The sequence below is a fragment of the Plantactinospora solaniradicis genome (assembly GCF_042658085.1).
Classification (GTDB): domain Bacteria; phylum Actinomycetota; class Actinomycetes; order Mycobacteriales; family Micromonosporaceae; genus Plantactinospora; species Plantactinospora solaniradicis.
Window position 1 is genome coordinate 1 of record NZ_JBHSPR010000056.1, and the last position, 13,205, is coordinate 13,205.

At 67.5% G+C, this 13,205-nt stretch carries 8 protein-coding genes and 5 pseudogenes; 8 read left to right on the forward strand and 5 right to left on the reverse strand.

The genetic code is table 11. The annotated features are described in order from the left end of the window. Positions 1–984: arabinofuranosyltransferase (locus tag ACFP2T_RS39120; RefSeq protein WP_377431413.1), on the forward strand; the 984-nt coding region annotated here is incomplete at its 5' end. Between the two features lie 258 nt (positions 985–1,242). Further along, positions 1,243–1,774 (forward strand): annotated as a pseudogene (locus tag ACFP2T_RS39125) (IS701 family transposase); the annotation flags it as partial. A 192-nt stretch (positions 1,775–1,966) separates the two neighbouring features. On the opposite strand, the pseudogene ACFP2T_RS39130 reads toward ACFP2T_RS39125, so the two are convergent. Next, positions 1,967–2,687 (reverse strand): annotated as a pseudogene (locus ACFP2T_RS39130) (IS6 family transposase). Positions 2,688–3,188: 501 nt separating this feature from the next. On the opposite strand from ACFP2T_RS39130, the gene ACFP2T_RS39135 reads away from it, so the two are divergent. Further along, on the forward strand, positions 3,189–4,181 hold the full coding sequence (locus ACFP2T_RS39135) for an NlpC/P60 family protein (protein ID WP_377431415.1): 993 nt from the start codon (positions 3,189–3,191) through the stop codon (positions 4,179–4,181). A gap of 200 nt (positions 4,182–4,381) precedes the next feature. Here ACFP2T_RS39135 and ACFP2T_RS39140 read toward each other — a convergent pair. The 4 genes and pseudogenes from ACFP2T_RS39140 to ACFP2T_RS39155 form a co-directional block, all read right to left on the reverse strand. Continuing rightward, positions 4,382–4,600: pseudogene (locus tag ACFP2T_RS39140) on the reverse strand (IS6 family transposase); the annotation flags it as partial. Then, positions 4,554–5,766, reverse strand: a pseudogene (locus ACFP2T_RS39145) (NF041680 family putative transposase); the annotation flags it as partial. The pseudogenes ACFP2T_RS39145 and ACFP2T_RS39140, both read right to left, overlap by 47 nt. Positions 5,767–6,181: 415 nt before the next feature. Continuing rightward, positions 6,182–6,427 carry a hypothetical protein gene (locus ACFP2T_RS39150; RefSeq protein ID WP_377431417.1) on the reverse strand — a complete coding sequence of 82 codons (246 nt, stop codon included), beginning with the start codon at positions 6,425–6,427 and terminating at the stop codon, positions 6,182–6,184. Positions 6,428–6,520: 93 nt separating this feature from the next. Further along, a pseudogene (locus ACFP2T_RS39155) lies at positions 6,521–7,014 on the reverse strand (DinB family protein). A 1,148-nt stretch (positions 7,015–8,162) separates the two neighbouring features. Here ACFP2T_RS39155 and ACFP2T_RS39160 point away from each other — a divergent pair. The 5 genes from ACFP2T_RS39160 (at position 8,163) to ACFP2T_RS39180 (ending at position 13,066) form a co-directional block, all read left to right on the forward strand. Continuing rightward, the gene (locus ACFP2T_RS39160) at positions 8,163–8,648 is read left to right on the forward strand and encodes an SRPBCC family protein (protein ID WP_377431419.1); all 486 of its coding nucleotides are present in this window, start codon (positions 8,163–8,165) and stop codon (positions 8,646–8,648) included. Continuing rightward, positions 8,645–9,820: a zinc-dependent alcohol dehydrogenase gene (locus tag ACFP2T_RS39165; RefSeq protein ID WP_377431421.1), complete on the forward strand. Its 1,176-nt coding sequence runs from the start codon at positions 8,645–8,647 to the stop codon at positions 9,818–9,820. The genes ACFP2T_RS39160 and ACFP2T_RS39165 overlap by 4 nt, the downstream gene beginning before the upstream one ends. A gap of 107 nt (positions 9,821–9,927) precedes the next feature. After that, the gene (gene ctaD / locus ACFP2T_RS39170) at positions 9,928–11,925 is read left to right on the forward strand and encodes an aa3-type cytochrome oxidase subunit I (RefSeq protein ID WP_377431424.1); all 1,998 of its coding nucleotides are present in this window, start codon (positions 9,928–9,930) and stop codon (positions 11,923–11,925) included. 303 nt (positions 11,926–12,228) lie between these two features. After that, positions 12,229–12,771: a glycogen debranching N-terminal domain-containing protein gene (locus ACFP2T_RS39175; RefSeq protein ID WP_377431552.1), complete on the forward strand. Its 543-nt coding sequence runs from the start codon at positions 12,229–12,231 to the stop codon at positions 12,769–12,771. A 25-nt stretch (positions 12,772–12,796) separates the two neighbouring features. After that, the gene (locus tag ACFP2T_RS39180; RefSeq protein WP_377431426.1) at positions 12,797–13,066 is read left to right on the forward strand and encodes a hypothetical protein; all 270 of its coding nucleotides are present in this window, start codon (positions 12,797–12,799) and stop codon (positions 13,064–13,066) included. Positions 13,067–13,205 lie beyond the last annotated feature (139 nt).

The following is a 13,205-nucleotide window of genomic DNA, read 5'->3' on the forward strand; positions in this document are numbered from 1 at the left end:
CCCTATCTCTACGGCACCTTCACCCTTCACGGTGAACGGGTCAACGACTACTTCATCTCGGCCTCGATCGTCGGGGACCCGCTCGGTGTCTGGTTCCTGACCGGTCCCTTCGGTGCCCCGCTCTACATGGTCGAACTCGTCGGGCTGCTCGGGCTGGTCTGGTACTGGAAGACCCGGTGGTGGGCCCGTCCGATGCTGCTGCTCGTGGCGGGTGTCTACGTGTACCGGTGGGCGCTCGTGCTGATCTTCGTCGGCAACGGCCACACCCTCTACCTGCACTACACCAGCCGGCTGATCGGCCTGGTGTTCGCCTCGGCCGGCGTCCTGACCGCCGTCACGGCGGTACCGGCGCTCGCCCGCCGGGTGACCAAACGCTCACTGCGCGGTGTCGCGCTGCTCGGCACGGCGACGCTGCTGGTGGTCGCGGGACTGGCCAGCATGAACACCTGGATGCCCTCGCCACGGGGGATCAACGACGTCAGCCGACCAGCGGACAGCATCGAGCCGAACCTCGCCACCTACACCCACGCCGAACCGCTGCCGAACGGGAAGCGACCCCGGTACGCGGCAAAGGGCGTCACCGTCGTCTGGTTCCCGGTCGAGTCGATCCGCGAGGTGGTCGAGGGGACGCTCGGCGAAGGAGCCCGGCCCTCGACGCTCGCCTACGACGAGCGGATGTTCGCCTACTACCCGTGGAACGGCTACGTCGCGGTCCATCGACTGGCAGCCAACACCTTCTCGCACTGGGACGAGCGGCACGCCGAGCTCGTCCGGATCGCCGGAATCAAGGACCCGGCCGAGTTCGCCCGCGCCTCGGCGGACACCGAGTACGGCGGCATCGACGTCTTCGTACTGCGCCGACGCCCGGCCGGTTGGATGTGGGGCGACGTGGTCTTCGACGCCGCACAGTTCAACCCGACCTACTGGCGGGTGGCCGACGACCTGCCCAGCAACACCGCAGTGGCGGTACGCCTGCCCGGCTGACCGGACGCCCTGACCGAGCGGGCGGGCAACGCCAGATCCCGACGTCGCCCGCCCCAATTCACTACAGGTGCGGCTGGAGTACTAATACTCCAGCCGTACCTGCGTGTCCTGGTATTTCCGCAGATGAACGGCATGATCGGTGCTGTGTCAGTGCCGACGAGCCAGCTGTCAGTGTCGATGTTATGCACCGGGCTGGCCGAGGTGGTCGCACTTCGTGTCTGATGCCTCTGTTGGCGAGCCAGGCAAGCTATCGCGCTTGTGTTGGTCGATCAAATCGTCGGGTGGCGGGCGGGTCTGGATGATCTACTGGCGCGGTTTGCGCACCGGTTCGGGCGTGCGCAGCCGCGCAAGCAGGCGCTCAGCTATCTGGTCGGGTTGTTGTCGCCGTTGGCGGCGAAGAACGGCTGGACCCTTGCCGAGGCTGCCGGTGACGCGACGCCGGATCGGATGCAGAGGCTGCTCAACCGGTCGTTGTGGGATCCGGACGCGGTCCGTGACGACCTGTTCGCCTACGTGGCCGAGCATCTCGGCCACGACGACGGGGTGCTGATCGTCGACGAAACCGGCTTCCTGAAGAAGGGCGTGAAATCGGGCCGGGGTTCAGCGGCAGTACTCCGGCACTGCGGGGCGAACCGAGAACTGTCAGCTCGGGGTGTTTCTCGCCTACGCCACCCCGATGGGTCGCACCCTCATCGACCGAGAGCTCTACCTGCCTCGGGTCTGGTGCGACGATCCCGCCCGCCGCGACGAAGCCGCTATCGACGACGCGGTCACGTTCGCCACCAACCCGCCCTCGGCCTACGCAGGTGGGCAGAAGCCGAGCCAGGTGGCGAGTTGGTATTGCAGGTGCCGTAGGACGGCGTAGAGGCTCAGCACTGCCCGGTTGCTTTTGGGGCGGTTAGCCGCGTCTGGGTGAGGAACAACTGGGCGGCGCTGGCCAGGGTGACATCGATGGACGCGTCGGGTCCGGTATCGGTGGGGATCAGATCGCTCGGGCGAGTTCGGTGAACGCTGCGGCGATGCGTAGCGCCGGTGGCGCTTCGTGTCCGAGTTCGTAGGTGTCCGCGTCGCAGGTTCTGCATGAAGGCATGTCCTGCGATTATCACCTGAGCGGTCCGGTCTGTCCGTAACCCGCGCATCGGCCGTAACCGGTGCTTGAGCTGGCTGTGGTCAGCCTCGACCGGATTGTTGGCGTACCGCTCGACATGGTGCCAAGCCGACGGGGCCAGGTCGTCGAGTACCGCCGGGTAGACCGGCGAGGCGTCGGTGACCACCTCGGCGGGCGCCACCCTCAGCATCCGCAGCACCCGTTGAAAGAACCGCCGCGCCGCGGCGGCGTCCCGGCGGGCCGAGGCGAGGACATCGATGACCTGCCCATGCTGCTCGACGGCACGGTACACGTACCGCCACACGCCATTGACCCTGACGTAGGTCTCATCGACGAACCACCGGTCACCAGGCGAATGGCGGGCGAACCGTGCGGCGTCGGCCAGCAGCGGGGTGAACCGTTGCACCCACCGGTACACGGTGACGTGGCCGACCTCGACACCCCGCTCGACCAGCAGTTCCTCCACATCCCGGTAGGACAGGTTGAAACGCAGATACCAGCGGACCGCGACCACGATCACCTCAGCCGGAAACCGGAATCCCGCGAACGCCGACCCTGGCGGCGACCAGGGACGACGATGGCACGATCGCTTCATACGTCAACTCTCCCAGGGCCTGCAACCGGCGACGCAACAGAGCCGCAGGTCACGGACGGCCCGCAGTGCTGTGCGGCCGTATCCGACTCACCCAGCCAGATCGCCGCCTTGGCCTGCACGAATCGTGGTACCGGATCCAGTACCGGAGTTGATCCTCCAGTCGTACGCCAGAGGCGATTCCCACACTCTCTGTAGGCGAGGCCACAGCCCGCCGTCACATGGGAGGACACATACATGCGCTCTTACGCTCGACGGAGCGGTTGGCTGGCACGTCGGTCACTGGTACCGATCGTCGCGCTGGCCGCCGCTGTAGCCCTGACGCCGGCGACAGCGTCAGCGACGCCTGACAATCCAGCGGTCGACGCGGCGGGGCTGGGCGCCGCAAGCGTGCCCGGGGACCCACCGCTGCCCGAGTACCCAGGCCTCTCGCCGCAGGGGGCAAGATCGGCTGCGGTAACCACCACACCTCTGCCGTGTGCCAACAACGGTTCCGACAAGACGATGCTCCGAGCCGATGCGATCACCCGGGCGCGAAGCTGGCTCAGCGTGGGTGGCGTCCCGTACAGCCAGAACCGGTGCTACAAAAACCAGTACGGTGACTACCGCACCGACTGTTCGGGCTTCGTCTCGATGGCGTGGGGTCTCGGCGGCGTCGGGAACGGCTTCTGGACCGGGAACCTGGACACCCGGTCACACCAGATTTCACGCAGCGATCTCAGGCCGGGCGACGCCCTGCTCCGGCACACCGGAGATCCCAGCGAGAACCACGTCGCCCTGTTCGTGAAGTGGGGTGACTCCGCACGCACCACACCGGTGGTCATCGAACAGACGGGCAGCCGCGACACCGTCGAGCGCACCTGGACGGCCAGCTACGCCGGCCTCTACACCCCGGTCCGCTATGACAAGATCGCCGAAGATGTGCCTCCGGAGGACGTGCCGATCGCCGGCGACTGGAACAAGGACGGCGTCGACAACGTCGGCGTCTTCCGGCCCAGCAACTCCACCTGGTACCTCCGCGACATCAACAGCGGAGACGCCACGACCATCTTCAAGTTCGGCCATGGCGCATCCGGCGACATCCCCGTCGCCGGCGACTGGAACAAAGACGGCGTCGACACCGTCGGCGTCTTCCGCCCCAGCAACTCCACCTGGTACCTCACCGACGGCACCACCAGCCTCGACCACGAATTCGTCTTCGGCCATGGCGCATCCGGCGACATCCCCGTCGCCGGCGACTGGAACAAAGACGGCATCGACACCGTCGGCGTCTTCCGCCCCAGCAACTCCACCTGGTACCTCACCGACGGCACCACCAGCCTCGACCACGAATTCGTCTTCGGCCATGGCGCATCCGGCGACATCCCCGTCCCAGGCGACTGGAACAAGGACAACACCGACACCCCCGGTGTCCGCCGACCCGGCAACAACACCGTCTACCTACGCAACGCCAACAGCGCCGGCGGAGTCGACGAATACTTCATCTACGGCATATGACCATCCACGCCATCTGACCACACCCGTACCGGCTGTTGGCTGTCCCCAGGGGCCAGCCGGCAGCCGGCGAGGTTGACCATCACGCCGTCACGTTCTGTAGCGCCCGGATCGCGGCTGACTCGAAAATGTTCAGTAAGTGGGCAGGCGGCAGCAGCGCGGCGTAGCCGCGATGGTTTGTGTTGAATTGGTGGTGGGCCTGACACGTACCGCCACACGCCATTGACCTTGACGTACGTCTCGTCAACGAACCAACGGTCACCAGGCGAGTGACGGGCAAACCGGGCGACGTCGGCCAGCAGCGGCGTGAACCGCTGCACCCACCGGAACACGGTTACGTGGTCAACCTCGACACCACGCTCGACCAGCAGTTCCTCCACGTCTCGATACGAGAGGTTGTAACGCAGGTACCAGGGGGCGGCGTAGGTCGGCGGCGGCTGTGCGCGCGAGGCGCCAGCTGGGTGTAGGCGGTCAGCACGAGCCATGTCCAGCGGTCGGCGGCGTGCGGATCGCGTAGCTTCGGGCTGGTCCAGCCGAGGGTCTGTTTGACCATGCGGAAGGTGTGCTCGATGTCGAATCGGCGCAGGAACGCCTGCCAGAGCAGGTCGACCTCGCTGCGGCTGGCCTCGGGCTTGGACGACCAGAGCCAGACCGGTTTCGCGGTCGCGCCCGACGGCAGCCGGTCGCCGGTCAGCAGGACCACGGTGCCCTCGATGATCGGCAGCGCGTCGGTGTGGCTGGTCCAGGCGGTGCGGTGGGTTAAGCGGGGGTGCAGCGCGTGCCACGCCCGCACGGTCGCGGCGCCGTAGAGACGGGTCTCGGTGGTGGTGGCCACGTCGGGGTCGCCCCAACTGGCCGGGTCGGGCGAAGATGAACTCGTCGCCGTGGCGTGGCGGCCGGCCGTTACCGGTCCGCTCCAGCGGAGCGCGGCGTCGCAGGACCCGGTCGGAGCGCATTCTGACCAGCACCCGCACCGGCAGGTCAGCTAGGAGGAACGCCAAGCGGGGACCGTCGTAGCCGGCGTCCGCGACGATCCGGATGTCCGGATCCCCCGGCTGCCAATGCCCGGCCGTGATCAGCCGCCGCACCACGTCGCGTACTTGCCCGGCGGTGACCGTGGCGGCGTCGCCGCCCGGGGCCAGACGGCGGACATCCAGCGGTGCCGTCCACGAGCTGCGGCCGGTCTCCAACGCGGTGACCAGGGAGTACGGCCAGCCCGGGATCATGAGGTGCGTGTCCTTGCCGCGGCCGTAGGTGTGACACAGCACCCGTGCGGGCCTCCGGCCGCAGCCAGCACGTCACGTCCACCGCGAGCACGATCCGACCGTCGCCGGCCCGGGGCACCGGCACCGTGGCCAACGCCGTCCGCAGCCGGTCGACATCGACACGGCCCCCGGTTCAACGCCGCGTACAACGACCCGTGACCACGCCGATGCTCACCAACCAGCGACAGCCCGACCAGCGAACCCACCGGCCCGTCCGCGCACAGCGCCGCGTCGACCAGCTCGAACAACGCATCCGCCCGACGGGTCAGACACCGGTAGAACTCCCGCCGGAACGCCGCCAACCCCGCCGCCGGATCGTCCACCGCCGTCGTGGCGCACTGGGCGTGTCAGACGGCAGCAGCCCAGCCACACAGGACTCCGCAGCCAGACCGGCAGCCGAGGCTGAAGAACAAGCTAGATTTCGCCGCAGGCTGATGGTGTCGAGGTGGAAGAAGTCGGTGGCGAGTAGTCCGGCGGCCTGGGTGCGGAGGAAGGTCCGCCGGGAGGTGTCGATGCCTCGCGGCCCGGGACCGGGTCTGGTGCGGCGATGATCCGGCGGATGGTTGCGGCGCCGATCTGGTGGCCGAGTCCGATGAGTTCGCCGTGGATGCGGCGGTGTCCCCAGCGGGTGTTCTCGTGCGAGTCGTAGAACCCGGGCGCGGAGTTCGTCGCTGATCGGTGGTCGGCCGGGACGGTTCGGGTAGGTCCAGTGTCGTCGCACGAGCCGGCGGTGCCAGCTCAGCAACGTGGCGGGGTGACGATCCGATGTTCCCGTATCCGACGGGGCAGTAGGCGGGCCAGGGCGGACAGGATCGCCCGGTCCGGCCAGGACAGATGCGGCCGGCCGTAAACGTGGCGGCGTAGCACCGCAATCTCGTGCCGCAACGCGAGGACCTCGACCAGCAACGTCCTGTCGCCGCGGATCAACAACCCCAAACCGCTGATCAGGCGGATCATTCCCAGGTACAGCAACCGCACGACCATACCGGAGATCATCAGCCCGAATCGAGAACTCCCAGCTCACAGCCTGTGCGACAGGTTTGGCGCAGTACAGGGTGCGGCCCGAGTCGCGATCTCTTACCTACCGGTGACACCGTCGGTAAGCTCCCGCAGGATGTCGGCGTGACCGGCATGCCGGACGGTCTCGCTCGTCATGTGGGCCAGCACCCAGCGAACGTACGAGGCGCGTCACCGACCAGCTGCGTGGTGAGAACATCCGGGCCGGCGGCTGCGCTGATGTGGGCGTCGCTCTCGGCGATCGCAGCCCGGTAGTCAGCGATGATCTGATCTGGGAACCGGTCCGGCTCGACCACCATGTCGAAGTCCACGTCGGCGTAGTGCGGGTCGCCAGCGAACGTGTAGCCGAACCAGTACCGTTCGGCGTCGGTCAAGTGCTGGACCACGCCCAGCAGTGTGGTGTCGGAGACGACCAGGCGGCGTCGCAGCTGCTCCTCGCTCAAGCCCGCGACCTTCTTCACCACGCATGATCGAGCGAAGGACAGGAAGGCGAGGGCGGTGTCGAGATCGCCACCGTCGTTGCTCGGCACGGCTTCGCGTTGGGATTCGATCATGACGCGACCATATGTGATCGCCATTGGGGAGGCGGGCGCAGATGTCGCCTGAGCGGTTCCGGCCAGACTCCCGTTCGTCGTCAGATCCGGACGTCGACCGACACTGAAGGCCAGCCACGGAACGTGACGGCTCCGGCTGACGGTGGCGTTGCGTGGTCGGCGGCCAGAGATAGGCAGGGCGTCTTGCGCGTGCAGGATTGGTTCGTGTTCCGGGAGTAGGTTGTGGGCGTGGCCGGCCTTGATCGTCAGGTGTTCCGCTACCGGCTGGACTTCGGTCGCGGTGAGCGCGAGGTCCTGTCGTTGCTGGAGGCGGATTGAGTGGTCCGGCACGGTCTGAATCCGGAGGCGGTGATGGCGGTCGTCCGTGAGGGCGCCGACTCGCACAGGCTGGTGGTGGCTGATGTTCGGGAGAACGGCGCGTTCCTTCGCCTGCTGTCGAGGGTCATCTTCGAGAACATCGGCCGGTGCGACGGCGTTCGGCGCCAAGCGGCGGTGCAGGGCACCGGTCACGCTTACCTGCTCGATGGACGGAAGGCGATCCGGGCGGGCGGGTGCCGCCCGATGACATCATCGGTGAGGTCGAGGTCCGTGATGGACAGCCCGTGGCAGGGTCGTATCGCCACAACCCGCGGCACCGACTATTCACGGCAGCAGGATGGTTCGGCGTACCCGAGGTCATCGAGGCGGCGCTGCAGCACCGGCTGCGCGACAGGAGCACTGACGAGCGCATCACGTCCTCCACCCCGTCGGCGGCGAGGCAAGCGACTCGCTTGCCGGTCAGTGGCTGCTGGCTCTGTGTCATTTTGCGGCCTCCCTTCGCGGCGCCGCGCCGTCGGCGGCGCATCGCTCGCTCGCGGTCGCCTTCCCGGTGCGGGCACCGGCAAACAGGCCAGCGACAGCCACTCGACGGCGGACAATCCCGCCACATGCCCGCTGTGCAGCGAGAGCCTGTGCGGAGAGAGGTCGCACTACCAGGGCTGTGCTGCCTGGCGACCGCCTCGTCCAGAGAGCGGCCAGTTGACCGCTTGACGGAACTCACCGAGTGCCAGAAGCACACACACGAGCCCGTCCTATATGAGATGGTTTGCGTTTGAAGGACGCTGTTATCGACGGCACCCACACGAGCAGATCAAGCGACGGGGGCGGACATGAGGTGGCTGATCGGCGGAGCGGTCGCGTTGGGCGGCGGAATGATCGCCCGGCGGCTGCTCGGCGGGGCTGGCCGGGGCAGCGACCATTGGCAACGAGGTCAGGCGCGACGGCGCGGGCCGCAGTGGCATGTCGCGACGGTGAACCGGCCGGCCAGTGACGTCGCTCCGGGCGGACAGTTCCCCGAGCCGCTGGCCGGGCTTGGCGACGCCGTCGAGGTCCAGGTCCGGCCCGCCGCCGGCGACCGGGGCACCGAGATCGCCGTCCGGCTGCGCGACGGTGCCCGACTGCCTGTTGCCGCCGCCCGGCGGGCCACCGGCCGGGATCCTGAGCAGGCGATCCGGGCTGCGCTGCGAGAGTCGAAACAGCTCATCGAGACCAGTGAGGTTCTCCACCCGGACTATCCGCCCACCACCGAGTCGACTCCGTTGAACAAACCACTGCAGATGGCCACCCGACACGGTCGACGGGAGGGACGGCTGTGAAGGCACTGGTCTGGGAGGGAGCCAACGAACTCGCGGTACGGCAGGTTCCGGACCCGCAGATCCGCAACGAGCAGGACGCCATCGTCCGGGTCCGTCGGACCGTGACCTGCGGATCGGACCTGCACCTGCTCGGCGGGTACATCCCGTTCATGGAACGCGGCGACGTCCTCGGCCACGAGTTCCTCGGCGACATCGTCGAGGTCGGTCCCCAGGTACGCAACCACAAGGTGGGCGACCGGGTGGTGGTCTGCTCGTTCATCTCCTGCGGCAAGTGCTGGTACTGCCAGCAACAGCAGTTCTCGCTCTGCGACAACGGGAACACGAACCCGATGATCACCGAGAACGTCTGGGGTTCCGCGCCCGGCGGCTGCTACGGCTACTCGCACGCACTCGGGGGCTTCGCCGGCAGCCACGCCGAGTACATCCGGGTCCCCTACGCCGACCAGGGCGCGTTCACCGTCCCGGACGGGGTGAGCGACGAGCGCGCGTTGTTCGCCTCCGACTCCGCGCCGACCGGCTGGATGGGCGCCGACCTCGCCGGGGTGAAACCGGGCGATGTGGTGGCGGTCTGGGGCGCCGGTGCGGTAGGGCAGATGGCGGCGCGGGCATCCGTGCTGCTCGGCGCCGAGCGGGTGATCGTGATCGACCGACTCGACAACCGCCTCCAGATGGCCCAGACGCATCTCGGCGTGGAGACGCTGAACTACGAGCAGCAGGACATCGGCGCCGAGTTGCTGGAGCGCAGTGGCGGTCGAGGCCCGGACGTCTGCATCGAGGCGGTCGGGATGGAGTCGCACAGCGGCGGCCCGCAACTCTGGTACGACCAGATCAAGCAGCAGTTGCGGATCGAGTCCGACCGGCCGATCGCCGCCCGGGAGGCGATCTACAACTGCCGCAAGGGCGGCAGTGTGTTCGTCCTGGGCGTGTTCGCCGGCATGGTGGACAAGTTCCCGCTCGGGGCGCTGATGAACAAGGGGCTGACGCTGCGCGGCGCGCAGCAGCACGGACAGCGCTACATTCCCATGCTGCTGGAGCGGATGGCCCGCGGCGAGCTGGTCACGGAGCATCTCGCGACGCACACCATGCCGTTGGACGAGGCTCCGCGCGGCTACGAGATGTTCAAACAGAAACTCGACGGATGCGTACGGGCCGTCTTCCAGCCCACCAGCTGACCGGTACCGCCGACGCCACCGCCACCTCTGCCCTCGCACCGCCGGTAGCTCGACCTCACCGGGTGTCCCTCGCCCGGCCAGTCCGTTCGTCGATGGGATGAGCAGCGATGCGGAAGCCGGTGACGACTGAGCCCGGACGTGATCCGGGCCGGCTGATTCTGGCGCCGGCCCGATCCGGCGGGTATCCCGGGCCGATCCGCAAGGCCGTGCCCGGCAGCCAACTCCTGCGCCTGCTGGGCACCACCGACGCCAAACAGATCGGACTGTTGTATCTGACCACGTCCTTCGGCTTCTTCCTGGTGGCCGGACTCGAGGCGATGCTGATGCGCGCCGAACTCGGCCGCCCGGGGATGCAGTTTCTCTCCCCGGAGCAGTACAACCAGCTGTTCACCTCGCACGGCACCATCATGATGCTGCTGTTCGCGACCCCGCTCGCGTTCGCGTTCGGCAACTACCTGGTGCCGCTGCAGATCGGCGCCCCGGACGTCTCCTTCCCCCGACTGAACGCGCTGGCGTACTGGCTGTATCTGTTCGGTGGCCTGATGGTGCTCGGCGCTTTCCTCATCCCCGGCGGCGGGCCCGATTTCGGTTGGACGGCCTACCCGACACTGAGCCGCTACGAACACACGCCCGGGATCGGCGGCAACCTGTGGGTCATCGGCCTCGTCCTCTCCGGACTGGGCACGATCCTCGGATCGGTCAACCTCATCACCACGATCCTGACCCTGCGGGCACCGGGCATGACCATGTTCCGGATGCCGCTGTTCACCTGGGCCATGCTCGTCACCGCCCTGATGGCCGTCGTCGTCTTTCCACTGCTGGCGGCCACCCTGCTGGCCCTGCTCGCCGACCGGGTACTCGGCGCTCACGTCTACGCGGCCGAGCACGGCGGCCCGCTCCTGTATCAGCACCTGTTCTGGTACTTCGGCCATCCCGAGGTCTACATCGTCGCGCTGCCGTTCTTCGGCATCATCAGCGAGATCATCCCGGTCTTCAGCCGAAAGCCCCTGTTCGGCTACAAGACCATGGTCGCCGCACTCGTCGTGATCTTCCTCTACTCCCTGACCGTCTGGGCACACCACATGTTCGCCACCGGCCAGGTCCTCCTGCCGTTCTTCTCCGCGTTCACCTTCATCATCGCCATACCGACCGGGATCAAGTTCTTCAACTGGATCGGCACCATGTGGAAGGGACAACTCACCTTCGAGACCCCGATGCTGTTCTCCATCGGCTTCCTCGTCACCTTCCTCTTCGGCGGCCTCACCGGCGTCCTGCTGGCCAGCCCACCGGTCGACTTCCACACCCACGACACCTACTTCGTCGTCGGCCACTTCCACTACGTACTCTTCGGCACCATCGTCTTCGCCGCCTTCGCCGGGGTCTACTTCTGGTACCCCAAGATGACCGGCCGGCTCCTCGACGAACGACTCGGCAAGGTGCACTTCTGGACCATGTTCCTCGGCTTCCACACCACCTTCCTGATCCACCACTGGCTCGGCAACGACGGCATGCCCCGCCGCTACGCCGACTACCTACCGACCGACGGCTTCACCACAATGCACACGATCTCGACCATCGGCTCCTTCGTCCTCGGCGCCTCCACCCTGTTCTTCATCTACAACATCTGGAAGTCCTGGCGGTTCGGACAGGCCGTGGAGGTCGACGACCCGTGGGGGTTCGGTAACTCCCTGGAATGGGCCACCAGTTGTCCGCCGCCGCTGCGGAACTTCGACCGCATGCCCAAGATCCGCTCCGAGCGGCCCGCCTTCGACGCCAAGTACGGCCCCCTCGTCGCCGACCTCGGCCGGAACCTACCCCAGCGGGCCGCCAAACCACCCCAGCGGATGCGGGACGAGGTGCGTCTCGAGCATCAGGCGCCGGAGCCACCGACGGCGGAGGGCGCGCACGGCGCCGAGGCGGCCGTCGCGCACCATCCGCCAGAGCGGTCCGGCGCCCGCCCGGTGGAGGTGCCGGAACCGGAACAGGTACGCCGGCCAAGCTTCGAACACACCGACGAAGCCAGCGACAACCCGTTCGACGCAGACCGCACCGGACCAAGCTCGGACCGGTGGCGAAACCCGAAGGGCAGTGAGGAAGAGAAGTAGCCGAGGGGCGGGCACTGGCTGGGCGCCGATCGACGGCCGGAAAGACCGAAGAAGGGGAATCAGTGTCGTGACGAGCCAAGAGCCGCGTCCGACCCCGGCGGACCCGATGCCGTCTGCCCGAACCGTGGGCGGCGCGCCCAGTGGCATGGTACGTGATCTGCCGCCGGAGCTCGGCCCGGACGCCGTCGGCATCCTCGAAGCGTCGACCTTCATGTTCTCCAACGCGGCCGGTGACGTTCCACCCGATCGATCGGGGGTCTGGTCCACTACGACACGCGGTACCTCAGCCGTTGGCAACTGACCATCAACGGCGCGCCGCCGCTCGTCCTGTCCTCGTGCATCGTCGATCATTATTCCGCGGCGTTCTTCCTGGCCAACCCGGAACTGCCTGGCCTGGCAGCGGACACCATCGGGATACGCCGTCAACGGTTCGTGGGTGAGGGGGTACACGAACGCATCGAGTTGCAGTGCTTCGGCCGCGAGCCCAGGTCGTTCGAGCTACGTCTGGCGGTCGGTAACGACTTCGCCGACCTGTTCGAAATCAAGACCACGACGAGGTTCACAACCAACTGCAGCAAGGCGGGATCGGCCCGCACCGCCGGCAGGTCGGCGGGCAGGCTCGCGAACCCGAGCGGAACCTGGGCGGGCCCGACCGGGCCGGCGCGGAGAATGACCGCTGGTGCACCGGCGAACGCGGGGGATGGGTGGCGGCGCGGGCGGAGTCGGCGGCTACCCGCCCGCCGACAACCCCAGGCCTCCGGGTACGGGTTCACGGACCGGCACCACCTGTACCGCTCGGAAACCCGGTTCCGGCCTCTGAGGTGCGACTTTGTGTGCCTCGGCTAGCTTGTCGCGGAGCATGGTGGCGGACATGTTCTTGTACTTCGGGTACCTGATCTTGTGTCAGGTGCTGCGGCTGGTGGTCCGAGGCATGCGTGGTGAGCGGTCCAAGGACGTCGAGATTCTCGTGCTACGTCATCAGGTCGCGGTGCTACGCCGCCAGGTCGCACGCCCGGATCTGGAGCCCACCGACCGAGTGGTGCTGTCAGCCCTGTCGCGGCTGCTGCCCACGGTCAGAACTGTGATGGTGCCCTTGTTTGCGGCAAGGCCCCTATCGGGACACGCCCTACCGGTCCGGTGACAGCAAGCCCTCCCGCGAGCCACAGTCGACAGATCAGCGCGAAGGCATCTACCGAGCCGGTTGCGTTCCGGGTCAGACCGCGGCCCGCGGGAGCACGGCTCCTACGATCTCAGAACCGCACCCTCACACTCACAGTTGC